We start from the raw sequence: 23,319 nt of genomic DNA, 5'->3' as shown, positions 1-23,319 counted from the left end.
TTTTCCTATCCCAGTTCAAAGGTAATTGCAAGATTATCCCGGTGGATGACGTCATCATAGGGTTTTGAACCGAGAACGTTTTTGATGGCCGCAGTTTTGAGTCCCATGATACGCCGGATGTCTGCTGATGAGTAATTGGCCAGGCCGTTACCGATGATGGTGTTGTCCGGGGACTTGATTTCAATTGGTGCACCCATTCCGAATTCGCCCTCAACAGCTGTGATCCCGATGGGCAGAATACTCTTTCCCCGGGTGATGACGGCATCCCTTGCACCCTGGTCAAGGCGGATGACTCCCTGGGGTTTCAGATTGTAGGCGATCCAGCATTTTTTGGAATTGAGCTCTTTTTTCCCGGGGAGAAAATAGGTGCCAAGGGTTTCTCCGTCAACAAGCCTGGACAGGACATTTTCGTTTTTTCCACCGGCAATGATCATGGGTCTGCCGGCTTTTGAGAGCTTCTTGGCAGCCTTGAGCTTACTCAGCATTCCCCCGGTACCCAGGTTTCCGGGAATACCGCAGGCGGCCTGTTCCATCTGGTGGGTGATGGTCGTCACCTCAGGAATGAGACAGGCGTCCGGGTGAATTCTGGGATCCTTGTTAAACAGTCCGTCAATGTCGGTGAGGTTGATGAGGATGTCCGCATCCATGAGCAGGGTGATCATGGCCGACAGGTTATCGTTATCACCGAGCTTTATCTCTTCTATGACAACGGTGTCGTTTTCGTTTATGATGGGTACGATTTTCCAGTCAAGAAGGGTATTGATGGTATTTCTGGCATTGAGGTAGCGACGCCGGTTGCCCAGGTCGTCCCGGGTGAGGAGCAGCTGGGCCACCTGTTTCCCATGGCGGGCAAAGGCAGTGTCGTAGGAGTGAATCAACCCTGCCTGGCCGACTGCTGCCGCAGCCTGGCGGGCGGGAATTCCCTCAGGCCTTTGTTTAAATCCTATCTTTTTGACCCCGGCAGCAATGGCTCCGGACGAGACCAGAATGACTTCGCATCCCCTGTCCTGGAGAAGGCTGATCTGATGACTGATGGTCTCGATGATATCAAGGTTGAGTCCGTGGTTCAGTGTCAGCACGCCGCTGCCGATCTTGACTACAACCCGTTTGGCATTTTTAAGATGCAGGCGTTTATTTGTTCCCATGGTCAGTTTCACTTTTCCGTTCAAGGGGCTTGTGTTCGGCTATCTGCCGGGCAAGAATCTGGATAAGTTTGGCTGTTCCCTCTCCTGTGGCAGCTGACAGGGTGAGCAGTTCACCAGTGCCATAGGCCTTTTTGAATTGTTCAACCTTTTCCATTGATCCGGTAAGGTCAATTTTGTTCAACACAACCAGCTGGGGCTTTTTTGCCAGGGTTGCGGAGTAGAGGGAAAGCTCGGTGTTGATGAGGTTGAAGGCGTCAAGGGGATTGTCCGGTTCAATCTGGGACACATCAATAAGATGGATCAGGATGCCGGTTCGCTCCACATGTTTTAAAAACTGGATGCCCAGACCTGTGCCTTCATGGGCGCCCTCAATGATTCCGGGTATGTCTGCAACGGCAAAGGGTTCCCCAAAATCTGGTATAACCATTCCAAGTGAAGGGGTGAGGGTGGTGAACGGATAGTCCGCTATCCTCGGGCGTGCCGATGAGATCTTGGAAATCAGGGTGGACTTTCCGGCATTGGGCAGTCCGACAATGCCCACATCCGCAAGAAGCTTGAGCTCCAGTTTGAGGTGAAACTCCTCTCCAGGCATACCGGGTTGGGCAAATCTTGGCGCCTTGTGGGTGGATGTGGCAAAACGCTTGTTGCCCTGACCGCCCCTGCCGCCTTTTGCAATGGTGATTCGCGTGCCCGGTTCGGTAAGGTCAAACAGCACGGCCCCAGTCTCCTGATCTGTAACCAGGGTTCCCGGGGGAACGGGGATAATGAGGTCTACCCCATTCTTGCCGTGCTTGTTGCTGCCAAGTCCCGGCATTCCGTTCTTTGCCCGGATAATCTTCTGGCGGCGAAGGTCAAAAAGGGTTCTTTTTGCAGGGTCGGTCTCAAAAATGACGCTGCCGCCTTTGCCCCCGTCACCGCCGTTTGGCCCGCCCCGCTCGATAAATCTCTCCCGTCGGAAACTTACACAACCGGGGCCGCCTTTTCCTGAGATTACAGTGATCGATGCTTCATCAATGAATCTCACGCTTCATAAACACTCACTCTCTTCTTGTCCCGGCCCTTGCGCTCATAGGCAACAACACCGTCGATCTTAGAAAAGAGAGTATAGTCTTTGCCCATTCCAACATTGCTGCCGGGATGGATTTTTGTACCGAGTTGTCTTACCAATATGTTTCCTGCAACAACGGTCTGGCCGCCGAATTTTTTAACGCCCCGCCTCTGGGCATTAGAGTCGCGACCATTCCGGGTGCTTCCGCCTGCTTTTTTATGTGACATGACCTATCTCCTTAAGTAGCTATAAACCTTATACCAGGATGCTGTCGATTTTGACTGCGGTATACTGTTGTCTGTGGCCCCTGAGGTTTCTGTAACCTTTGCGGCGTTTGAATTTAAAAATAAGAACCTTTTTTCCCTTGCCCTGCTCCAGGATGTGGCCCTTGACAATGGCGTCTTCAATGGCAGGCTGACCCAGGGTGACATTCTCTCCGTCGGAAAACATCAGGACATCGTTAAACTCAATTTCCCCGTTTTCCGTGCCTTCAAGCTTCTCAACCCTGAGGGTGTCGCCCTCTTGAACCTTATACTGCTTTCCACCGGTTTTGATTACTGCATACATTCTCTGTATCTCCTTATATCGCTTTATGCCTACCTCTACACAGTCCTAAAATCCCTAAGCATAGGCTGAAGACTCTATTTTGTCAAGATAAAAAAGTTTGCAAGGCATGGGCCTAATTGGTGTGAATCCCGTGCTGTGGCGGTAAAATTTTCAGCTTGGTGACGGGCATTCACTGGTTGATAATCCCAAGGATGGCTCGGGAGGTGTATTCCCCCACATCGGCCAGGCCGTCCACCGGCAGAAATCGGTGGGCATTGGCGGAAAACAGGCAGGTGACCGAGGCTGGAAAATCCTCGTCCGCCCCATAGAAGATGTAGCAGAGGGCAATTTTGGGCAGGGGGTGGACAACCAGGGCAAAATCGCCCCCGGGTTCCTGGACAGCTTCCGGGCTGCCAAGGGTGTCGACAATGTTTTTCCTGCGGGCCTTGATGGCTTCCACATGGGGAACCAGTATCCCTTCGGTGTGGGTGGTGAAGGCCCCCACGTAGGGTGCAGTGCCAGGCAGTTCCTTAAAGGCTTTAAACGGGACTAAAATGCAGATCTCAGGGTTTGCATTCAGGGCGTACAGGGAGATGAGGATCTCGAACACCGACGACATCTGCTGGCCTTCAAGATTGATTCCATCAGGGGAGATTGTGCAGGGTCGTCCAAAGGCCTTGAACTGGAAACGATTCCCCTGTCGTTGGGCCGGTAGATTGGCCGCAAGGTCCTGGGGTAGATCGGCATAAAGGCGGGCAAGGTTGTTTGCTGCAATTTTCCGGTAATTGTCTTTCACTGTGCTTTTCCTTATGTTGCCTTTGACACGGCCATGGAAAGGCTATGATCGGAATGTGACCCCATGGAACCTGGGTAAAAAAAAAGCGGGGATGCCGTGTGGCATCCCCGCTCCAGGTTTAACTAAATCTATTCAGACGAAACTATCCTCTGACCTCTTCCTTGACCGTGGTGGCAAGCTTGTACAGAATGGTCAGGATGAAAAGGCCTGCGGCGTAGATGCCCAGGGTGATGCCGATCTCCTTGAAGGTTGGCATGTACTCTGTCACATGGTGAAGCGGGGAGGGTACAAACCCGCCTGCGATCATGCCAAGACTCTTGTCGATCCAGGTGCCGATGATTACCATGACACAGATGAAAGGCAGAAGCGTTGCGTTGCTTCTCAACACCGGGATAACCAGCATGATGGCAGCCGAGATCATGAGAATCATTGATGACCACATCCAGGGAACCATGGTGTTGTGACCGTGGAGTCCGAAGAAGAGGTAGTCGATGTGGGTCATGTGCCCGGGGATCTTGCTGTAGTAGGTGACAAAGATCTCACAAAGAAAGAAGAACACATTTGAGATCAATGCATAGCAGGCGATCTTGGAAAGCGTCTGCATGGCTTCCCAGCCCGGATCAAACTTGGTGAATTTCCTGACAACATAGCAGAGCAGGATCAGCACGGACGGTCCTGCGGCAAAGGCCGATGCCAGGAACCTGGGTGCCAGGATTGCCGTGAGCCAGAAGCCCCTGCCCGGAAGGCCACAGTACAGATAGGCCGTTACCGTATGGATGCCGATGGCAAAGGGGATGGACAGATAGATCAAGGGGGTTGTCCAAGCCGGTGGCTTGATCTGGTTTCTTTCAGCTTCCAGCACCTTCCACCCGATCACAATGTTAAGAAACAGGTAGCCGTTGAGCACACACATGTCCCAGAACAGCATGGAATGGGGGGTGGGGTAGAGAAGCACGTTGAGCATCCTGATGGGCTGGCCAAGGTCGACCACGATGAAGAGCAGACACATGATCAAGGCTGCAACGGCCAGAAATTCACCCAGGATGGTGATCCTGTGGAATTTTTCATAGTTGTGAAGATAAAAGGGAATGACCACCATGACACCTCCTGCGGCGACTCCCACAAGGTAGGTGAAGTTGGCGATGTAAAATCCCCAGGTGACGTCCCGGCTCATGGCGGTTGTCATCAGACCGTTGATGAACTGGTCCACATAGACAAGAAAGCCTGCTCCGATGACAGCGCAAAGTACCCCAAGCCAGATCCAGTACTTTTTGCTTCCTTTGATAGCTATTTCAAGCATATTCGCCTCTCCTACATGATGTAATAAACAGAAGGCTCAGTTCCAAGCTCCTGTTTACGTCTGATTGAATATTTCTCGTTCAAGAGTGCCCGGACCTCGGAATTGGGATCTTCAAGATCTCCCACGGTGATTGCACCTTCACTCACCTCAACACAGGCCGGTTGAAGGCCCTTGGCAAGGCGTTCGGCGCAGAGGTTGCATTTTTCCACAACGCCCTTGGTCCGGGTGGGAAAATCAGGATTGACCTCGTCGATAAAAGGCCGGGGATCCCTGAAGTTAAAGCTTCTGGAGCCAAACGGACAGGCTGCCATGCAGAACCTGCACCCGATGCAGCGGTGGAAGTCCATGAGCACAATGCCGTCGTCACGTTTAAACGTGGCCTGGGTGGGACAAGCCTGGACGCAGGGAGCGTTCTTGCAGTGGTTGCAGGTGACAAGAAACGGCAGGTTTTTGAATTTTTCTGCCAGGAACTCGTCTTCCTTGTCGGGAAAGGCATTGTGGAAATGCTCTTCCCAGATCCATTTGACCTCCTGTTTCTGGTTCACAGGCCGGTTTTTGGGAAACTTTTCAGGATCCGGCTCGTGGTGAAAGTCAGGCACGTTGTGGGTCTTTCGGCAGGCTTCAACAATCTTTGCTGCAACTTCATCGTTGAGTTTATTGGTGTCTATGACCATTCCCCATCGTTTTGCCGTAAGGGCTTCGGGGTTCTTTGTCTTTGTCGCCTCGGCCGCGGCGTGGGCGCTGGATGCTGCAACAGCCTTTATTGCCGGAGCAACACCAATGCCCAGCGCAGAAACGCCTGCGACCTTCAAAAAGCTTCTTCTGCTCTTTTTCATTGGTTGATCTCCTTGGGGGTTGTGTGGCACTCCCAGCAGTAGGGATCCACGGATGCATAGGTATGGCACTTGTCACAGAATTTTTCTTTGTCCTCATGGCATCCAAGGCAGGAATTCTCACCCGTGGAAAGGCTCATCTGGAACTGTTTGCCGTTGGCAGCATTGTACTTTCTGTCAGCATCCCTGACCACGGAATCCCGCCATTCATCAAGCAGGGACATATGGTTTGCCCGCATGTCATACTTGTCCAGAACACATTTTCCAGCGGCCTTGGCCTTGGCTGAAAGTTCCGGCTCAGGAGCGGCTTCCGTGCCGCCAAAGTTGAACCATATGGGGAAAAGGGCAGCAATGACGAAGACCGCCAATCCTGCCATGATTGCATTTTTACTCATCGTCATCCTCCATACCCGGTAAGGGTTCCATGCGTAGATCGGTGGTTCGCTTTTTCTCTCCAGGGAGGATCAAGGCGTTTCCGATCAGCTCGTGCACACCATAAACTTCAACCTCTGGTACCCAGTATTCACAAAGGGCCGGAAGGGCCGCCCTGTCAATGGCGCAGATGGTTGCAAGGGTATTAACATTGAATTTATCATGGACAAACTTTACGGCGTTGGCCCTTGGCAGACCGCCTGCCATACGAAGTTCGATGTTTTCACCTGCATTGAGTCCGGCCCCTGATCCGCAGCAGAAGGTCTGCTCCCGGATGGTATTTTCCGGCATTTCAAAGAAGTTGTCACAAACGGCCTTGATGCAGTAGCGGGGCTCTTCCAGAAGACCCATTCCCCTTGCAGGGTTGCAGGAATCATGGAAGGTGATGATGCGGTTTGAGTTGCGGCTCTTGTCAAATTCAAGTTTATTGTGCTTGATAAGGTCGGCTGTGAACTCGGTGATATGAACCATTTTGGTGGACTTTGAATTTTCAAATTTGGTTCCCGTGATGGGGTTCACAGGTTCCTCAAGGAAATCGGCAGGGCCGTTCATGGTGTCCATGTACTGGTTGATCACCCGCCACATGTGTCCGCATTCGCCGCCAAGAATCCATTTGACGCCCAGGCGCTTGGCCTCGGCATACATCTTGGCGTTGAGGCGTTTCATGGTTTCGTGACTGGTGAAGAAACCAAAGTTTCCACCCTCGGATGCGTAGGTGCTCCAGGTGACGTCCAGGTTATACTTGTCCTTCAAATATTTAAAGAGGACCATGTAGCCCTGGCAGGTGTAGGTGCCCGGATCGGCAAATACATCACCGGAAGGAGTGATGAAAAGAATATCAGCCCCTTTTTTGTTGAACTGGGGGGCAACGTTGACCCCTGTGATCTCTTCGAGATCCTCGGTGAAAAAGTCGAGCATGTCCTTAAAGGCATGGGGCTGGATACCCAGATGGTTTCCGGTCTGGTAGCAGTTGGAAACAGGGGTTGCGATCCAGTCGATGTTCAAGCCCAGCAGGTTTAAAAGTTCCCGGCCCATGATGGTGATCTCGGCGGTATCAATGCCGTAGGGACAGAAGACTGAGCATCGGCGACATTCACTGCACTGGAAAAAGTAGTACCACCACTCTTTCAGTACGTCCACGGTCATGGGTCTACCACCGGCCAGCCTGTCTCCTCCTGGGACCTTTGAGAGAATTTTTCCGACCGTTGTAAAGTCGTTTCGATAAACAGACCTTAACAGTTCAGCCCTTAGAACAGGCATGTTTTTGGGATCACCCGTGCCAAGGAAAAAGTGGCATTTGTCTGCACAGGCACCGCAACGAACACAGACATCCATGAAGATTTTGAATGTCCGGAATTTTTCCAGGCGGTCTTTGATTCCCTCATGGATGATTTGTTGCCAGTTTTCAGGAAGTTTCCAGTCTTTATCAAGGGGATTCCACTGCCGGGCATTGGGGGCACTCAGGGTCTCCAGGCTTTCAGGCTTTGCAGCATAGCAGTACATCCCGGGTCTGATCTGGACGGCGGTATTCATCCAGCTGCCCGAGGTAGGGGTATAATCTACCTTGTCCAACAATTCATCAGGTTTAAGTTCGTCAGCCATCGATTACTCCTTCTTATCCACTGGAAGTCCAGCTTCTATCATTTTTTCCCTAAAGTGATCTTCATACTGCGCATAGGTATGAATTTCCACCGCATAGTTCCAGGGGTTGATGTGCCGTTTCATCCGGTTGTTGTTTGCCATGTTTCTTGTGGGGCTCAAAAAGACGCCGGCCATGTGCATGAGTTTACTTACGGGAATATAGGCAAGAAGCACGCTGACCATAAAGAGGTGGGCATAAAAAAGACCGCCGACGCCTTCCGGAATTACCGGGTGGAAGGTGGCAAGGCCCATGGTAAATGTCTTGACCCCAAGGATGTCTACCTTGGTGAAGTAACGCATGGATATGCCGGTTGCTGCAATGCCGATGATAAGGAACAGCGGAAAATAGTCAGCTGCAAGGGAGATATAGCTTACCTTTTCATCAAAAATTCTACGGGCAAGGAGAAACAGGGTTGCCGCCAGAAGCACGATACCCGACAGAAAAATGCCGGGAAGGCCGATCTGGATGATGCCGTCAAGGTACTCAAGGGCCTTGACGCAGACCGGAACCGGGTTGAGGAAAAACCTCAGGTGCCGTAGAATCACCACCAGAAATGCGTAATGAAAGGCAAGGGCGCCCACCCAGAGAAAGATTTCCCAGGAGTAGGTGATCTTGTTTTTCTCATTTCTGTTGAATGCAGCCTTGGTGTTTCGAAACAGGGACCTGAATGCACAGATTTCAAGCACCATTCGCACGAATACCCCGGCAGCAGTGTCAGGGTTGTCAATGCGGTTCTGTTTGATCCACGGTAGGGATTTTTGCTGACCGCAGGTTGTGGGAATCCGGAAGGGTACGGCAGACGCTGCCCAGCCCATCACCCGGTATATAAACCCGGCGATAAAAGCTGCGACCGCTGCGTAGGGCACAACGATTCCAAAGAACCATTGCATCCCGGCGCCCTCAACCCCTGCGTATGCCAGCAGAAAAAGCAGAAAAACGCCTGTCAGGGGTAACATGTACTTTTGCTTCATATTCTAACCACCTCACTATTGAGGCCCGGTAAGGTTTGGAACCTTATTGGGCCTGTTTAAAATTTTGCGAGCTAAAAGAGTTCCTTTTCCTTTAGCTCCGTTACTAAACCTGCCCTTTCAAAGGCTGAGTGAATCCGTTTTTTGGCTTCGGTAGCCTTTATAAGGAATATCGCTTCTCGACATCTCATGTACCGGTTAAATGCTGCAAGGGCTATTGTATCGACCCGTCTGTCAAAGGTTTCGTGCAATTCCGGCGCCATGATTTTTTTTGCGATTTCTTTGAGGTCAAACACAAACCCCACGGCAGATGCTGGTGTGAAATTCTGGACAGCCCGGATACGGATGATGGGGTCAATGGCATCCTCAAGGGCTGTGGGGTCCATCTCCTTGAGTATCTCTTCAAAAACAGCTTCAAGGCTTTCGTGGGTGGCAGCACCCACGGGGTTGTCAAATTTATTTTTAATGCGGCCAAGCACCCGTGCTGTTTCGGAAGGATATGTTTTTATGGTGGCATCAAACCATTGGTCGAGGATCTTTTTTTTGTTTGTTTGAAGACTTTTTTTTATGTCTTTTTGAAAATCCATGAAGATTCAGTACTCCCGTGAATCCCCTTGGGATTCAGATAAATTAATTAGACGATCTGGTTCTCGATAACCTTAGCCATATAACTACCCTTGGGTTTTATGTCAAGGATAAAAGCGGCAGTTCATCAAGTGAGAGGTAGTGATTCAGGGCCTTGAACATCATCATTGGGTCTTTTGCTCCGGTCACTTCCCGCACTGAATGCATGGCAAGGGTTGCGGCCCCGACATCAACGGTCCGGATGCCTGCTCTTGCGGCAATGGCCGGGCCGATGGTGCTTCCGCAGGCAAGGTCGCTTCTCATGACAAAATCCTGCACCACAAGTTTGGCCCCTGCGCAGATTTCTTTAAAAACAGCACCTGACTCCGAGTTGGTGGCATAGCGCTGGGATGCATTGATCTTGAGCACGGGGCCGGTGTTGAGCAGTGGCCGGTGGTTGGGTTCATGTTTTTCCCTGAAGGCCGGATGGACCCCATGGGCATTGTCGCAGGAGATCATGAATGACCGGGCTGTTGTTCTTGCAAGTTGTTCCGGGGTTTGTGTCATCCGTGACAGAATCGATTGAAGAAAAGATCCCCTGGCCCCTGTCCGGGTTTCACTGCCCACCTCCTCGTTGTCGGCAAAAACCACCATGGCAGTGGTGCAGGGGGCTGCCGACCACAGACTTTTAAGGGCTGAATGGCAGGACAGAAGGTTGTCAAGCCTTGGGGCTGAAATGATTTCGCGGTCAAGGCCCGTGTAAAAGCAGGGCTCGGCATGGGAGAACGAAAGCTCGTGGGCCATGACCTCAACCAGTTCATGGGAGGGGTGTTCCTCGTTGACCCGTTTGAGGAGGATCGCCTTGAACGAATCGTTTTGTTCAGGGTTATTCATCTGGTCATCCAGGGAAAAAAGCGGGGAAATGTGGACTTCGGGGTTGACTGTTCGGTTGGTGTTGGCTTCCCGGTCCAGGTGGATGGCAAGGCTTGGAATGATGGCTACGGGCCGGTTGTAGTTGATCAAAAAGCTCTGGATACGTTCTTTTCCCTTTTCAACCGTGCGGCAGGTGACCCTTCCGGCAAGGTTGAGACCCCGGTCAAACCAGGTGTTGAGCAAGGTCCCGCCATACACCTCGCAGCCAAGGCGGGTCATTGAATCCTGGCGTTGCAGGGGTGAGGGCTTGACCCTCAGGCAGGGGCTGTCCGTGTGGGCCCCGATAATTTTTATCCCTGTCTCCCAGGGGGGTGTCCCCCCCATTTTAAATGCGATGAGCGACGAGTTGTTCCGGGTGACATAGTAGCAGCCATTGGTTTCAAGATGCCAGGCATCACCCTCGTCAAGGTGGATGAATCCTTGCTTGTTGAGCGCCTTTTCCATGGACCGGACCGCATGAAAGGGGGTTGGGGAGTTGTCAATAAAGGTGAAAAGTTCCTGATTAAATTTTGCCTGGTTAAACTTATCGGGGGGTTGTTTTTCAGGGGGCATGGGTTTGTTCTCTTGGGTTAGCGTTTTGGGGTATAAGAATTTTAGCCATTAATATCAGACAACCCTTGTTTAAAACAAGAAGTTTATCCGCTATTGCTTTGGTTTTTTCTCCGTGGTATCTGTAAAAAAAAGCCAATTGCCGCACCTGCCGGTGGGGATTCATATTTTAAAACCAGAATCCAAAAGGTGCGTTGATACCTGTTCTGATAATTGAACTAAGGGGGAAGGATGTTAAAAAAAATTGACCCTGCCCAGACAGAAAGCTGGAAACGTTTGGGCCGTCATTATGATGGGGTAAAGGATCTTGCCATGGACGATCTTTTTCAACAGGACCCTGATCGTTTTAAGCGTTTGTCCATGGCATTCAAGGATATGGTGGTGGATGTCTCCAAGAACCGGATCACCGACAAGACCCTGGCGCTTCTAATGGACCTGGCACGGGAAACCGGCGTAAAGGAGGCCATTGCCATGATGTTCAGGGGCGACAGGATCAATGAGACCGAGGGGCGATCGGTTCTCCACGTTGCCCTGCGCAACCTTGCAGATACGCCTGTTCTTGTGGATGGCAAAGATGTCATGCCCGGGGTCAGGGGGGTGCTCGAACAGATGCGGCTTTTTTCAACCCGGGTGTATTCAGGACAGCAGACGGGTTACTCCAACCGAACTATCACGGATATTGTCAACATCGGCATTGGCGGGTCGGATCTGGGCCCCAAGATGGTGGCAACCGCCCTTGCTCCCTACGCAAGAAAGGGGCTGAACGTCCACTTTGTCTCCAACGTGGACGGCACCCACATTGTAGAAACCTTGAAGGGGCTTGATCCTGCCACCACCCTTTTTATCATCGCTTCAAAGACATTCACCACCCAGGAGACCATGACCAATGCGGCATCGGCAAGGCAGTGGTTCCTTGAGGGGGCAGGGGACCCTGGCCATGTGGCACAACACTTTGTTGCCATTTCAACCAATGCCGCGGCCGTTGAAGCCTTTGGTATTGACAGGGACAACATGTTTGGGTTCTGGGACTGGGTCGGGGGGCGTTACTCCCTGTGGTCGGCCATAGGGCTTTCCGTTGCCTGCTACATTGGGTTTGACAATTTTAAGCGTCTTTTAAAAGGCGGGTTTGACATGGACTGCCACTTTCGAGACACGCCCCTTGAGCAGAATATTCCGGTTGTCCTTGCCATGATCAGCATCTGGTATGTGAACTTTTTCAATTTTCCAACCGAGGCTGTTCTTCCCTATGACCAGGGCCTTGAATATTTTCCTGCCTATCTCCAGCAGGCCTGCATGGAGAGCAACGGCAAGTCAACGGACCGGAACGGCAACCTTGTTGCCCATGCCACCAGCCCCATTGTGTGGGGAGAGCCCGGGACCAACGGGCAGCACGCATTTTATCAGCTGCTCCACCAGGGCACCCAGATTGTTCCCTGTGATTTTCTGGTGCCTGCCATAAGCCATAATCCCCTGGGTGACCACCATGCCCTGCTGGTTGCCAACTGCTTTGCCCAGGCTGAAGCGTTGATGAAGGGCAGGGGGGAACAAGAGGTGACCCGGGAGATGACAGCCAAGGGCATGGATGGCGAGAAACTAGGGCGGCTGCTTCCCCATCGGGTCTTCCATGGAAACCGCCCGTCCAACACCATTGTTTTTAAACAACTCACACCCGAGGTGCTCGGGGCGATCATTGCCATGTACGAACATAAGATCTTTGTCCAGGGGGTGGTGTGGAATATTTTCAGCTTTGACCAGTGGGGGGTGGAGCTTGGAAAGGCCCTTGCCAGTCAAATTTTTCCGGAACTTGCCGACCACGAAACCGTGGTCACCCACGACGGTTCAACCAACGGTCTGATCAACGTTTTCAAGCAGATGAGGAGCAAAACATGCAGGAGTTAAGCAAGAGCCAGCTGGCCCGGCTTGCCATTCGGGAGTTCAAGATCATCACGGACTCCCTTGCCATCCGGGGCTTTTATCGACCGTCCGGCCGGCTGGGCAAGGCCCTTGAGGGATGTTTGAGGGATTTAAGTCCTGAAATATACGGCTCCATGAACGACCCCAGGGTGGTTGAAATAAAGGGGCTTGAGTATGTCATTGATCGTCTTCCCCAGGGGATTGAACAGGCCACCAAGATTATTCTGACCGACGAGGACCAGTTTGACGAGACCCCCTTTATGGCCATTGAGCCGTTGCGGCGGCGGCGGATTTCCTACCGGATCAGCGATCGGGAGCTTTGTTTCATCGTTTCACGGGGGATCAGTGAGGTCTATGATATTGTCACCCATATGGCCTTTTTGAACATTGAGGCAAGAAAAATCCACCGCCGGATGCTCGATGATTATGGCAATCCAAGAATGGAGTGGAAGGCGCTTGAGCGGGTGGTCAACCAAAAGAACGACCTCACCGTGACGGAGCTGGATTCGGCCATCTGGAACCTGAGTATCATCCTGGGGCGTCCCTACCATGAAACCCGGGAAGCCTATGATTCCCTTGAAAAAAATCGACGGGAAAGCCAGAGCAACAATGGACTTTTTTCCCTTATTTACAACCTTGGCTGGCGCATTGAAAATGAGCACCGGTCAAAGGATGATACCCTGGTGATTTATTTCACACCATCGTTGATGAAGATCATCGGTCACCATCGCTATGGAAAGATCTGGGCATCCCACATCAAAGAGCGGCTGTTTGACCTGGGGCTTTCCAGTCGCCCCCTCCACATTGTCAGTGCCAACCTTCACAGCGTTGTCAATCTTTTCTATGGATATGCCGCCGTCACTGGGGCTGAAAAGTCTGCCGGAGACAAGGATCTTTACGGTTTTTTGTGCGGCTTGAGGCATAAGAAGGATGAGATCATTGCCCTTGCCCAGTCCCACGGCCTGGTGAGTCTGCCCGATCGTTCCGGGGCAAACACTGACTGCCAGATCATCGATACGGCCTTGCTTGACACGGTTGACCTCCACCCGGACCTTGGGTTTGATCTGTCCCGGGAGAAGAATGAACGTCCGGTCATCCTTGTGATGGATTACGCTTTTGGTGCCCAGGCCTTTGAGTTGATGGAAAATCTTCTCAAGCCCTGGTCGTCAAACAGCGAAACCTCGCTCCTCCATGTGGGATCGATTTCCATCATGGGCAAGGCTGGAATACTTACCGGGGAAACCGGGGATATCATGCTTGCCACGGCCCATGTATGCGAGGGAACCTCTGACAACTACATTGTTGAAAATGACCTGGCAGTTGAAGATTTTAACGGTGAACTTGCGGTGTACACGGGACCCATGGCAACGGTTCTCGGCACAAGCCTCCAGAATCGGGATGTGCTTGAGATGTTCCAGAAGGACTGGCGGGCAGTGGGTCTTGAGATGGAAGGGGGGCACTATCAAAAGGCCATCAGCGCTGCCATTATCAAGGGGTTCATACCCAGCAACACCAGAACCCTGTACGCCTACTATGCCTCGGACAATCCCCTCAAGACCGGCAACACCCTTGCCGCAGGTCCCATGGGCGATGAGGGGGTGAAACCCACCTATTTGATCACCAAGGTCATTCTTGAAAAAATCATGGCAGATTTTAAATAGAAAAAAGGCCCGACACCTAAACAGTGTCGAGCCTTAAAACTTTTAAAACTGGCGGAGAAAGAGAGATTCGAACTCTCGATAGAGTTTTACCCCTATACTCGCTTAGCAGGCGAGCGCCTTCAGCCACTCGGCCATTTCTCCGTTTAAACTGGCGGAGGAGGTAGGATTCGAACCCACGGAGCTTTGACACTCAACGGTTTTCAAGACCGCCGCCTTCAGCCACTCGGCCACTCCTCCCTGATTGACCTGAGCTATATATCACCTTGGTATTTGCAGGTCAACCATAAAAAAACATATATTTTAAAGTTCATCTTAATGTTGACAGGCGGGATAATCGAGCTATATTTTAGTGTTTGCAATTTGAACACAATCTAAGGTCTATATATGGGCATGGGAGACAACGATGAAACAGAAGTTTGCATTTGAAATTGACGCAAAGAAGGGCAGATTAAAAATTTCCGAATCGGCAGAGTCTGATCCGGGAACCTTTGTGCCCCTCCACTTTGAAGAGTATGATGTTGAGGCGCTCAAGTCTGTCCTGGGAAAAGGTCAGGCTGCTATGATGGAAATGGTGAGGCGGAAAAATTTCTTTCCACCGAATATCCTTGCCACAAAACTTTTTGCCGCTCTTTCCGGTTATCTGGAGGAGGGTAATGAGGAAGTTCTTGTGGTCGATTTTGATGATACCGAGACCCTGGAAGGCCTCGAAGGGCTGGAGATTGAAGAGGAAGATGAGGATGTGGATCTTGACGGCCTTTTGACCTCGGATGATGAAGACCTGAGTGAGGATGATATCAAAGAGATTGATTCGGATGATGATACGCCGAAATTCCACATCGATGATGATTCAGAGCAAGAGAATTAGAGCTGAAAATGAAAGAATCCATAAAACAACTCATCCTTGGCGGTGCCCGACGAGCGTTTGACAAAGGGCTCCTTAAATCCGATGAATTTCCTGGAATGGAGATTGAAGCCCCCCGTCACGAAGCCCACGGCGATTTTTCAACCAACTTTGCCATGGTTTCGGCCGCCACCCAGAAGATGGCCCCAAGGAAAATTGCCGAGGCGGTTATCTCCTGTATGGACTCGGACAGCGTCATCGAAAAAACAGAGATTGCAGGGCCGGGATTCATCAATTTCTTCCTTGCCAACCGGGCCTGGTATCCGACCCTTGATCGCATCGTAAAGGAGGATGACCGATTCGGAAGTTCTGATTTTGGCGCCGGTAAAAAGGTCCAGGTGGAGTTTGTCAGTGCAAATCCCACGGGGCCGCTCCATGTGGGCCATGCAAGGGGGGCGGCAGTGGGGGATGCCGTGGCAAATATTCTTTCGTTTGCCGGATTTGATGTGCAGCGGGAGTATTATATCAACGATTCGGGCCGGCAGATCCGCACCCTTGGGCTTTCCGTGTGGTTGAGACTCTGTCAGCAGCTTGGCCGTGAGGTTGAATTTCCCACAGATTGCTACCAGGGCGACTATATAAAGGAGATTGCAGCGGACCTCCACGGTAAGATGGGTCGGGAACTTTCTGAAAAAGACGAGGCTGAGGCTGTTTCCATCTGTGCCAAATTTGCCGCCCAGGTCATTCTTTCGGGTATCCGGGCCGATCTGGTGGCTTTCGGGGTTGAGTACGACCAGTGGTTCAGTGAGGAGAGCCTTTATGCCTCGGGTCGTGTTCAGAAGGCCATAGAGGAGTTCAAGGCCAGGGACGTCATCTATGAAAAGGACGGCGCACAATGGTTCAGGACCGAACGTTACGGGGATGAAAAAGACAGGGTGGTTGTGAGAAACAATGGTATTACCACCTATTTTGCCTCGGACATTGCCTATCATATGGAAAAGTTTGACCGGGGGTTTGACCGGGTTATTGATGTGTGGGGCGCAGATCACCACGGGTATATCAATCGGATCAACGCTGCCATTGATGCATCTGGCAGACAAAGCGACCAGTTTGACGTGATCCTGGTTCAGCTTGTGAACCTTCTCAGGAACGGTCAACCCGTTGCCATGTCCAGCCGGTCCGGTGAATTTGTAACCCTCAAAGATATTGTGGACGAGGTGGGAAAGGATGCAGCCCGGTTTCTCTTTTTGAGTCGAAGCTATGACAGCGGTCTTGATTTTGACCTTGAGGTGGCCAAGCAGAAGACCAGTGACAATCCCGTTTATTACGTGCAGTATGTCCATGCGCGTATTGCAGGGATTCTCATGAAGGCGGTGTCTGAAAAAGTGCTCAACGAGGCTGAAAAACCCGGGGCCGGGAACAGGGAGTTGCTGGTGGAACCAGAAGAGATAAATCTTCTCAAGATTCTTGCAGCCTTTCCTGAAACCGTTGAAAAGAGTGCGGCAACCCTCCATCCCCATGTCATCTTTACCTATCTCATGGGGCTGGCTTCGGCCTTCCACGGATATTACAACCGGCACAAGGTCATTACCCCTGACAGGGAACTCTCCCGGGGACGGATTTCTCTTGTTTTTGCCGTGAAAACGGTTATCCGGAACGGGTTGAACCTGCTGGGCGTTTCTGCCCCTGAAAGAATGTAGGAATTGATCGCTTTGGACGGAAAACCACGATTTTCAAGGACGTTTATTTCCCTGGCCGTGGGCATTCTGTCCTGTTGCTGGATGTTTTTTCTCGGGGTGCTTGTTGGTCGGGGAACCGCTCCTGTCTCGTTTGATACCCGCAGTTTCCAGGAGGGTTTGAAACAGATGGTCGCTGTGGCTGAACAGCAGGATGAAGAAATTAAAAAGCCGTCACTTGCCTTTTATGAGGTGCTCAAAAGCCCCGTTCGCACCTCTGGGGTAATAACCGGGGAGGGGGGAGAAATTCTTCCTGTCGGGGCCGAGTCCCCAACATCCCAGAAACCTGAGGGTGAAAATCAGCCACCCCTGAAACGCAGTCTCAAGGCCAAGACCTTTAAATCAAAGCCTGCATCCGGCCATGGGGGAGCAGACCTGGTAGCCGTTTCGGGAAAAAGCGTTGATAAAATAGCGGAACAGACGCTGGCATCCGATTCTGGAGATGGTGAATATACCATCCAGGTCTCCGCATACCGGGAACTCAACGATGCCGTTCAAGATATGGGCCGGCTCAGGGCAAAGGGGGTTTTTGCCTATCGAACCATGGGTCGGGTGGGAGATGATATCTGGCACAGGGTAAGAACCGGTTCGTTCAAGGATAAGGCGTCGGCGGAAAAAGAGCTGGACCGCCTTCGCCGGGACGGAATCAAGGGAATGATACTGAACAAAAAGGAGTGATGATGAAGATTTCAAAGCAGGATGTGGAGCATCTGGCCCACCTGGCCCGTCTGGCTGTGGATGGGTCCCAGGTCGAAAGTCTTACGGCCCAGGTGAGCAATATCCTTGACTATATGGATGTATTAAAAGAGGTTGATGTGGATGGGGTGCCCCTTGCTTCGGGTGCGGCCCTTGGGACAAATGTTTTCAGGCAGGACCAGGTAAAACCCTCCCCGGGGCCTTGCGTCACCCTTGCCAATGCGCCCGAGCGGGACGATGATTTTTACACGGTTCCCAGGATTGTGGGATAGAGGAGTTATACAATGGAATTACACGAACTGACACTTGAAGGGGCAAGGGCGCTTCTCCTTTCCGGTGAAATCTCCTCAAAGGATCTTACCACCTGCCTGCTTGACAGGATCAAGACCCATGACGCAGACCTTGGGGCCTTTATCACCGTTGATGCCGCCGGTGCCCTTGAGGCCGCCACTGCAGCCGATGAACGGATTGCAAGGGGTGAGGATGCTCCCCTTCTGGGTATTCCCCTGGCCTTAAAGGATCTTTTGTGCACCAGTGGGGTGCGAACCACCTGCGCGTCAAAAATTTTAGAAAATTTTGTTCCCACCTATGATGCCACGGCAGTGACCCTTTTAAAGCAGGCCGGGGCCGTGATTGTGGGCAAAACCAACCTGGACGAGTTCGGCATGGGGTCGTCCACGGAAAATTCTGCTTTCCATCTGACAAGAAATCCATGGAACCTTGACCATGTGCCGGGCGGATCAAGCGGTGGGTCTGCCGCAGCTGTTGCGGCCCGGATGTGTACGGCCGCCCTTGGGACAGACACGGGTGGATCCATTCGCCAGCCTGCCTCCCACTGCGGTGTTGTGGGCTTGAAGCCAAGCTATGGCAGGGTGTCGCGGTTCGGCATGGTGGCCTATGCGTCGTCCCTGGATCAGATTGGACCCATCACCCGCACGGTCAAAGATGCGGCGTTGATGATGAATGTCATTTCAGGCCATGATCCAAAGGATTCCACTTCAGCGGCCATTGACAAACCCGATTTTACCCAGGCCTTTGCCGGTTTCGATGCCAAGGGCCTTGCCGGCATGAAAGCTGGGATTCCCAGGGAATATATCGGAATGAAGGGGCTTGACCCGGAAGTTGAACGTTCATTTAAGAATGCGTGTAAGGTCCTGGAGGATCTTGGGGTTGAAGTCATTGATGTCTCCCTTCCCCACACCAATTTTGCCGTTGCTGCCTATTATGTGCTGGCTCCCTCCGAGGCAAGCGCCAACCTTTCCCGGTACGACGGGGTTAAGTACGGGTTCAGGCAGACCGGGTGTGACGATCTTATGGATATGTACAAGCAGACCCGTTCCAGTGGGTTTGGTCCCGAGGTTAAGCGTCGGATTATCATGGGGACCTACGCCCTTTCGGCCGGATACTATGACGAATATTACGGCCGGGCTTCCCGGGTGAGAACCCTGATCATGGCGGACTTTTCCAAGGCCTTTGACCAGTGTGACATCATCCTTTCTCCTGTTGCGCCCACGCCTGCGTTTAAAATCGGTGAAAATGTGGATGATCCCCTGACCATGTACCTGGGAGACATTTTTACCCTTTCGGCCAATATGGCCGGAATTCCCGGTTTATCCGTTCCCTGTGCCATGTCGACAACAGGGCTTCCCATCGGGCTGCAGATCCTTGGGCGGCGTTTTGATGAAATGAGTGTTCTCAAGGCCGGCTATGGACTAGAGCAGCGTTGTCCGGGTCTACCCGGGCTGCCGAATTTGTAATTTAACGATTCTGGAGGAACCATGACCCATCCGTTTCCTGAAGGTGAACATTTAAGGGCTGCCGTTCGCTATATTGCAGAACGACGAGCGACCCACCCAGAGCTGAAGTTTGTTGTGCTGGTGGACGAGGCCTGTGTTCAGTTTGACCTGACTCCGGCAGAGGGGGAATTCCTGCTGCGGTTTGTGAGGGAATCAAACAAATGATTTCCCATGGCTGATATACGGATTCTTCCAGATATCCTCACCAACAAGATTGCCGCAGGTGAGGTGGTGGAACGGCCGGTCTCGGTGGTCAAGGAGCTGGTTGAAAATGCCCTTGATTCCGGTGCCACAAGAATCGTGGCCGAGATTGAACGGGGCGGCAGGGATTTGATCCGGATTTCGGACAATGGTTCGGGCATGTCCCCGGACAATGCCCTTCTTGCCATTGAGCGGTACGCCACGAGCAAAATTTTTACGGACGAGGACCTTTTTGCCATTAAGACCTTTGGGTTCAGGGGCGAGGCCCTTCCCTCCATGGCGGCGGTCTCAAAATTTACCCTGACCACCCGGGAACAAGAGGGGCATGCAGGCACAAGGATACGGATCCATGGCGGCAGGATCATGGATGTCCAGGAGACAGGTGCCCCGGCAGGGACCATGGTCGAAGTGGCCCAGCTTTACTACAACACCCCTGCCCGAAGAAAGTTTCTCAAGGGGGTCAACACCGAGATGGGGCATATTGCCGATGTTTTTTCCGGTATGGCCCTGGGAAATCCCGGGGTTGGTTTTCGCCTCATACACAACAATCGTCCGGTCAAGGCGTTTTCAGCGTCGGCCACCATGGAGACACGGGCAGGTGAAGTGTTTGGCCCGGCCACCCTTGAAAATCTAAAAAGGGTCGAACTTGTGGCCGATGAGATCGCCATCACCGGCTTTCTGTCCGACCCTGTGGACCCCTTGTTCACCCGGAGTACGGCCAGAAATTTGAGGCTCTTTGTCAACAATCGCCTTGTCAATGACCGGGGGCTTGTGGCGGCCATCTTCCAGGGATATCGGGGCCGGCTCATGAAGGGCCGGTATCCCCTGGGACTTATTTTTGTGACCCTTCCTCCAGACAGGGTGGATGTCAATGTTCATCCGTCAAAGCTTGAGGTGCGGTTTTGCGACCAGCGGCGGATTTTTTCCCTGGTGGTCCAGGCCGTGCGTGAAGCCTTTTCAGGTTCTTACAAGGGCACGGCCCCTGCTGCTTCCCAGGTCAAAGAGCCGACTGAAACCAATCGGATAGACCGTTCCCTTTTCCAGTGGGGAACACCGGCCAAGGATAGCTCCAGCCCGTCAGCTTTAGAGATTGAACCGGAACCGCTCTTTTCTGAACCGACGTTGCCGGAACCGCCATCGTCCAAACCGCCTGTGTCCGGGCGTCCATTACCGGATTCTAATGTGCCGGATTCTACTGTGTCAGATTTGTCCCTGCATGAACCGGATCACTTTCTGGCTGAATCGGATGTGTGGTTCGAACCTGTCCCGGTTTTACCGGAAAAGCAACGACAACAGGGAAAGTCTGACCCCATTATCGTCGGTCAGGTGTTTGGTACCTATATTGTGGTGGAAGATAACGGGGAAATGGTCGTTGTGGATCAGCATGCAGCCCACGAGCGGATTGTTTATGAGAAATTGAAAAAAAGGTCGGACAACCACCGGCCGCCCTCCCAGAGCCTTGTTGTGCCCGAAACCCTGGAGCTTACCTACCGGGAGGCGGACCTGCTCGAAAGTATTCTTCCGGATCTTGCGGCCATTGGCATGGAGATCGAACCCTTTGGCGGTACAGCCTTTATCGTCAAGTCAATCCCCGCCATCATCGAACACAGGGATGTTCGACCCCTGGTACTCGATATTGTGGCAAATCTTGTTGAATCAGGTGGGGATGCGGGGGGGGAAACAGGGCAGTGGCTTGACGAGTGTATCATTCTCATGGCCTGTCACACGGCCATTCGGGCAAATAATCCCCTGAATCACAGGGAGATGAAAGATCTGTTGCTTGCCCTTGATGATTGCGAAAATCCAGACCATTGTCCCCATGGACGCCCCATCCGGATCCGGTGGGACATCCATGCACTGGAACGGATGTTTAAACGGATCGTTTGATACCCATTTGAAATATATCTTAACCGCAACTTACAGGTGAAACGCCACCAACACATCACAGTCAGGGGCGTTTCATTAATTGTTGCGGCTGGAGCATATCCTGCTCCAGCCACGCCGTTTAGTAGAATTCCCTTGAATTGGCGGCAATCCTGTCCTGGGAGTAGAGCCTTGAGCTGTGATTCTGGTCGACCATCCCTTCGGACCGGGTGACGGCGTAGATCAGCTCTTCGTGTCCGTCGTTGTCCATGTCTCCAATCAGGTAGTCGGAAAAGTAGCCGGGAAAGCTCCTTGTTCTGCCTTCCGGGGCAAGTCCCATCTCATCCCAGGCAAGGGAGACAATGGTTCCCTTTGAAAAATAACGGGTCTTTTTAAGAATGCTGGCTGAGTCTTCGTTTCTCACCACAATAACGCGATTTTTCCCATCCCCCTCAAGATCTGCAATGAAGATCCGCTGCTGGAGAAAGAACCGGGTCATTTGATACCCATCGTCCCTTGTGTGAAGATTTCCCTTGTATTCTAAAAAGTTAACGCTTCCGCCATACCCTTCGGCGCTTTTCCACGACTCACGCCCTTCGGAAGAAAATACTTTTACCCTGCCGTCAAGGGTGAGGGCAGCGATCATTTCCGAGCCGTTGTTCATGACATCGCCGTAGGTAAAACTGTAGATGGTAATGTTCCTGGGAAGTTTGAGCTCGGCTTCCACAAGGGTGTTTGCCTGCCAGGAGAGCTGGAACACCGGTGTGTTGAGCATTTGACCCTTTTCCCTGGGGGTCTGGCCAAGGAGAAGCGTTCCCCGTGTCTTTGGGCGAATGATCCGGAACAGCAGGGGTTCATTGTCCAGAAGGGTTGTAAAACCGGTGCCGTTCCACTCGAGCACAAGGGAGGAAGGTCGGAAGGTGCGTTCGTCAATGCAGGTGAGGTAGATTTCAGCCTTGTGGTTGTTGTTGATGTCGCCCGCATCAACGGAAAGGATGTTAAGGTTGATGCCAGGTTCAAACGTTGAAATCTTTTTAAGGACCTTTCCTTCACGGGTCAGGAGGGTCAGTTTGTTTTTAGAGGCAACAATGGTTTCATTCTTTGTATCGCCGGTTACATCGGCAAGATCAAGGGAGATGATTCGTTCATCAAAGGCCTGGCTTCTCCACAGTTGCGCCTTGACTGCGGGCTGGCGGACCGGAGCCTGCTGTTCGATTGCGGTTTGATTGATTGCTTGTGGCGTGGCCCGTTTGCCGGAATCCAAACCGAGAACATCCATTTTTATCTGCTCGGAAAGATGGTTTACGTGGGCCAGGGCGTCACCCTTTGAGGCGCCAAGTTCGTTAAACACCAGGGCCGAAGCGCCGGTTTTTGCATTCAAAAGTTTTGCGTCCGTGCTGATGCCGTCTCCAAAGATGAGTATGGTGCCGTTGAGAACATAGTCTGCCTGGCCCGCATCGGGGTCTGTATCAAGGACGGGTGTGCAGACCCCTGGAATTTCCAGTCGGGAAAGGAGCATCTTGAATATCCCCTTTTCAAGAAAGGGGTATGCCTGGTCCGCTTCAATGTTAAATGGCTTAACAAGGATTCGGGTCGTTGCCGCCAGGGCCGATCCTGCAAGGCAGGTGAATAAAATAAGAATTGCAAGCACAATGGTTGTTTTGCCGGATTTCAATGGAAGAACTCCTCATCTAGTGTATTAATATTTCTTGTGTATGGTCTTTTAAAACCTTTACTTTTTACCATACCCGGGGAGAAAGTAAAGTAAATAAGCAGGGTTGAATGATCAAAAAAAATATCAATCCATGCGAAATAGCTTGACATAAACGATTTACATTGATATTTATTCCATGCT

22 protein-coding genes and 2 tRNA genes are annotated in these 23,319 nt (G+C 52.0%); 9 read left to right on the top strand and 15 right to left on the bottom strand.

The window, feature by feature from the left end:
* Nucleotides 1-5 precede the first annotated feature (5 nt).
* The 12 genes from proB to HRM2_RS15610 form a co-directional block, all read right to left on the bottom strand.
* Nucleotides 6-1,145, bottom strand: coding sequence for a glutamate 5-kinase (gene proB / locus HRM2_RS15665; protein WP_015905016.1), 1,140 nt, complete (start codon nucleotides 1,143-1,145; stop codon nucleotides 6-8).
* Nucleotides 1,132-2,169: a GTPase ObgE gene (gene obgE / locus HRM2_RS15660; protein WP_015905015.1), complete on the bottom strand. Its 1,038-nt coding sequence runs from the start codon at nucleotides 2,167-2,169 to the stop codon at nucleotides 1,132-1,134. Before obgE ends, proB begins: the two co-directional genes overlap by 14 nt.
* Nucleotides 2,166-2,420, bottom strand: a complete 255-nt coding sequence (rpmA, locus tag HRM2_RS15655) for a 50S ribosomal protein L27 (protein WP_015905014.1) — start codon at nucleotides 2,418-2,420, stop codon at nucleotides 2,166-2,168. Before rpmA ends, obgE begins: the two co-directional genes overlap by 4 nt.
* Nucleotides 2,421-2,448: 28 nt before the next feature.
* Nucleotides 2,449-2,760: a 50S ribosomal protein L21 gene (gene rplU / locus HRM2_RS15650; RefSeq protein WP_015905013.1), complete on the bottom strand. Its 312-nt coding sequence runs from the start codon at nucleotides 2,758-2,760 to the stop codon at nucleotides 2,449-2,451.
* A gap of 169 nt (nucleotides 2,761-2,929) precedes the next feature.
* On the bottom strand, nucleotides 2,930-3,535 hold the full coding sequence (locus HRM2_RS15645; protein WP_015905012.1) for a DUF3786 domain-containing protein: 606 nt from the start codon (nucleotides 3,533-3,535) through the stop codon (nucleotides 2,930-2,932).
* 142 nt (nucleotides 3,536-3,677) lie between these two features.
* Nucleotides 3,678-4,835 (bottom strand): sulfate reduction electron transfer complex DsrMKJOP subunit DsrP, encoded by a 1,158-nt coding sequence (gene dsrP / locus HRM2_RS15640; RefSeq protein WP_015905011.1) that lies wholly within the window; start codon nucleotides 4,833-4,835, stop codon nucleotides 3,678-3,680.
* An 11-nt stretch (nucleotides 4,836-4,846) separates the two neighbouring features.
* The gene (gene dsrO / locus HRM2_RS15635; protein WP_015905010.1) at nucleotides 4,847-5,671 is read right to left on the bottom strand and encodes a sulfate reduction electron transfer complex DsrMKJOP subunit DsrO; all 825 of its coding nucleotides are present in this window, start codon (nucleotides 5,669-5,671) and stop codon (nucleotides 4,847-4,849) included.
* Nucleotides 5,668-6,063, bottom strand: coding sequence for a sulfate reduction electron transfer complex DsrMKJOP subunit DsrJ (gene dsrJ / locus HRM2_RS15630; protein WP_041273313.1), 396 nt, complete (start codon nucleotides 6,061-6,063; stop codon nucleotides 5,668-5,670). Before dsrJ ends, dsrO begins: the two co-directional genes overlap by 4 nt.
* Entirely contained in the window at nucleotides 6,056-7,702 is a 1,647-nt protein-coding gene (gene dsrK, locus HRM2_RS15625) for a sulfate reduction electron transfer complex DsrMKJOP subunit DsrK (RefSeq protein ID WP_015905008.1), read from the bottom strand. Before dsrK ends, dsrJ begins: the two co-directional genes overlap by 8 nt.
* Nucleotides 7,703-7,705: 3 nt before the next feature.
* Nucleotides 7,706-8,713 carry a sulfate reduction electron transfer complex DsrMKJOP subunit DsrM gene (dsrM, locus tag HRM2_RS15620; RefSeq protein ID WP_015905007.1) on the bottom strand — a complete coding sequence of 336 codons (1,008 nt, stop codon included), beginning with the start codon at nucleotides 8,711-8,713 and terminating at the stop codon, nucleotides 7,706-7,708.
* 71 nt (nucleotides 8,714-8,784) lie between these two features.
* Nucleotides 8,785-9,297: an RsbRD N-terminal domain-containing protein gene (locus HRM2_RS15615; protein ID WP_015905006.1), complete on the bottom strand. Its 513-nt coding sequence runs from the start codon at nucleotides 9,295-9,297 to the stop codon at nucleotides 8,785-8,787.
* Nucleotides 9,298-9,394: 97 nt separating this feature from the next.
* The gene (locus tag HRM2_RS15610; protein WP_015905005.1) at nucleotides 9,395-10,759 is read right to left on the bottom strand and encodes a M18 family aminopeptidase; all 1,365 of its coding nucleotides are present in this window, start codon (nucleotides 10,757-10,759) and stop codon (nucleotides 9,395-9,397) included.
* 228 nt (nucleotides 10,760-10,987) lie between these two features.
* On the opposite strand from HRM2_RS15610, the gene pgi reads away from it, so the two are divergent.
* A complete protein-coding gene (gene pgi / locus HRM2_RS15605) occupies nucleotides 10,988-12,655 on the top strand; it encodes a glucose-6-phosphate isomerase (RefSeq protein ID WP_015905003.1) in 1,668 nt (555 codons plus the stop codon).
* Nucleotides 12,643-14,331: a DUF6909 family protein gene (locus HRM2_RS15600; protein WP_015905002.1), complete on the top strand. Its 1,689-nt coding sequence runs from the start codon at nucleotides 12,643-12,645 to the stop codon at nucleotides 14,329-14,331. Before pgi ends, HRM2_RS15600 begins: the two co-directional genes overlap by 13 nt.
* Nucleotides 14,332-14,380: 49 nt before the next feature.
* Here the strand turns inward: HRM2_RS15600 and HRM2_RS15595 are convergent.
* Nucleotides 14,381-14,472 (bottom strand) — tRNA-Ser (locus HRM2_RS15595).
* Between the two features lie 8 nt (nucleotides 14,473-14,480).
* A tRNA-Ser gene (locus HRM2_RS15590) sits at nucleotides 14,481-14,568 on the bottom strand.
* A gap of 166 nt (nucleotides 14,569-14,734) precedes the next feature.
* Between HRM2_RS15590 and HRM2_RS15585 the strand changes: the two genes are divergently transcribed.
* Genes HRM2_RS15585 through mutL form a run of 7 tightly spaced genes read left to right on the top strand, consistent with a single transcriptional unit; the run spans nucleotide 14,735 to nucleotide 21,488 of the window.
* Nucleotides 14,735-15,196 carry a hypothetical protein gene (locus HRM2_RS15585; RefSeq protein WP_015905001.1) on the top strand — a complete coding sequence of 154 codons (462 nt, stop codon included), beginning with the start codon at nucleotides 14,735-14,737 and terminating at the stop codon, nucleotides 15,194-15,196.
* 8 nt (nucleotides 15,197-15,204) lie between these two features.
* On the top strand, nucleotides 15,205-16,872 hold the full coding sequence (gene argS, locus HRM2_RS15580) for an arginine--tRNA ligase (RefSeq protein WP_015905000.1): 1,668 nt from the start codon (nucleotides 15,205-15,207) through the stop codon (nucleotides 16,870-16,872).
* A 12-nt stretch (nucleotides 16,873-16,884) separates the two neighbouring features.
* Nucleotides 16,885-17,586: an SPOR domain-containing protein gene (locus HRM2_RS15575; RefSeq protein ID WP_015904999.1), complete on the top strand. Its 702-nt coding sequence runs from the start codon at nucleotides 16,885-16,887 to the stop codon at nucleotides 17,584-17,586.
* Nucleotides 17,586-17,876 carry an Asp-tRNA(Asn)/Glu-tRNA(Gln) amidotransferase subunit GatC gene (gene gatC / locus HRM2_RS15570; RefSeq protein ID WP_232364047.1) on the top strand — a complete coding sequence of 97 codons (291 nt, stop codon included), beginning with the start codon at nucleotides 17,586-17,588 and terminating at the stop codon, nucleotides 17,874-17,876. The genes HRM2_RS15575 and gatC overlap by 1 nt, the downstream gene beginning before the upstream one ends.
* Before the next feature lie 12 nt (nucleotides 17,877-17,888).
* Entirely contained in the window at nucleotides 17,889-19,361 is a 1,473-nt protein-coding gene (gatA, locus tag HRM2_RS15565) for an Asp-tRNA(Asn)/Glu-tRNA(Gln) amidotransferase subunit GatA (protein ID WP_015904997.1), read from the top strand.
* 21 nt (nucleotides 19,362-19,382) lie between these two features.
* Complete coding sequence (locus tag HRM2_RS15560; RefSeq protein WP_015904996.1) at nucleotides 19,383-19,565, top strand: hypothetical protein; 183 nt, start codon at nucleotides 19,383-19,385, stop codon at nucleotides 19,563-19,565.
* Nucleotides 19,566-19,571: 6 nt separating this feature from the next.
* Nucleotides 19,572-21,488 carry a DNA mismatch repair endonuclease MutL gene (gene mutL / locus HRM2_RS15555; protein ID WP_015904995.1) on the top strand — a complete coding sequence of 639 codons (1,917 nt, stop codon included), beginning with the start codon at nucleotides 19,572-19,574 and terminating at the stop codon, nucleotides 21,486-21,488.
* Between the two features lie 118 nt (nucleotides 21,489-21,606).
* Here the strand turns inward: mutL and HRM2_RS15550 are convergent, their stop codons facing one another.
* Nucleotides 21,607-23,139 (bottom strand): FG-GAP-like repeat-containing protein, encoded by a 1,533-nt coding sequence (locus HRM2_RS15550; protein WP_015904994.1) that lies wholly within the window; start codon nucleotides 23,137-23,139, stop codon nucleotides 21,607-21,609.
* Between the last annotated feature and the right edge of the window lie 180 nt (nucleotides 23,140-23,319).

Origin of the sequence: Desulforapulum autotrophicum HRM2 (assembly GCF_000020365.1) — a bacterium.
Lineage (GTDB): Bacteria > Desulfobacterota > Desulfobacteria > Desulfobacterales > Desulfobacteraceae > Desulforapulum > Desulforapulum autotrophicum.
This window is presented reverse-complemented; position numbering and strand designations above follow the sequence as displayed.

Excerpts from the sequence above, each read along its gene's own strand:
- proB (WP_015905016.1), bottom strand. The coding sequence starts at position 1,145 with ATGGGAACAAATAAACGCCTGCATCTTAAAAATGCCAAACGGGTTGTA.
- rpmA (WP_015905014.1), bottom strand. The coding sequence starts at position 2,420 with ATGTCACATAAAAAAGCAGGCGGAAGCACCCGGAATGGTCGCGACTCT.
- rplU (WP_015905013.1), bottom strand. The coding sequence starts at position 2,760 with ATGTATGCAGTAATCAAAACCGGTGGAAAGCAGTATAAGGTTCAAGAG.
- dsrP (WP_015905011.1), bottom strand. The coding sequence starts at position 4,835 with ATGCTTGAAATAGCTATCAAAGGAAGCAAAAAGTACTGGATCTGGCTT.
- dsrO (WP_015905010.1), bottom strand. The coding sequence starts at position 5,671 with ATGAAAAAGAGCAGAAGAAGCTTTTTGAAGGTCGCAGGCGTTTCTGCG.
- dsrJ (WP_041273313.1), bottom strand. The coding sequence starts at position 6,063 with ATGAGTAAAAATGCAATCATGGCAGGATTGGCGGTCTTCGTCATTGCT.
- dsrK (WP_015905008.1), bottom strand. The coding sequence starts at position 7,702 with ATGGCTGACGAACTTAAACCTGATGAATTGTTGGACAAGGTAGATTAT.
- dsrM (WP_015905007.1), bottom strand. The coding sequence starts at position 8,713 with ATGAAGCAAAAGTACATGTTACCCCTGACAGGCGTTTTTCTGCTTTTT.
- HRM2_RS15615 (WP_015905006.1), bottom strand. The coding sequence starts at position 9,297 with ATGGATTTTCAAAAAGACATAAAAAAAAGTCTTCAAACAAACAAAAAA.
- HRM2_RS15610 (WP_015905005.1), bottom strand. The coding sequence starts at position 10,759 with ATGCCCCCTGAAAAACAACCCCCCGATAAGTTTAACCAGGCAAAATTT.
- pgi (WP_015905003.1), top strand. The coding sequence starts at position 10,988 with ATGTTAAAAAAAATTGACCCTGCCCAGACAGAAAGCTGGAAACGTTTG.
- HRM2_RS15600 (WP_015905002.1), top strand. The coding sequence starts at position 12,643 with ATGCAGGAGTTAAGCAAGAGCCAGCTGGCCCGGCTTGCCATTCGGGAG.
- HRM2_RS15585 (WP_015905001.1), top strand. The coding sequence starts at position 14,735 with ATGAAACAGAAGTTTGCATTTGAAATTGACGCAAAGAAGGGCAGATTA.
- argS (WP_015905000.1), top strand. The coding sequence starts at position 15,205 with ATGAAAGAATCCATAAAACAACTCATCCTTGGCGGTGCCCGACGAGCG.
- gatC (WP_232364047.1), top strand. The coding sequence starts at position 17,586 with ATGATGAAGATTTCAAAGCAGGATGTGGAGCATCTGGCCCACCTGGCC.
- gatA (WP_015904997.1), top strand. The coding sequence starts at position 17,889 with ATGGAATTACACGAACTGACACTTGAAGGGGCAAGGGCGCTTCTCCTT.
- HRM2_RS15560 (WP_015904996.1), top strand. The coding sequence starts at position 19,383 with ATGACCCATCCGTTTCCTGAAGGTGAACATTTAAGGGCTGCCGTTCGC.
- mutL (WP_015904995.1), top strand. The coding sequence starts at position 19,572 with ATGGCTGATATACGGATTCTTCCAGATATCCTCACCAACAAGATTGCC.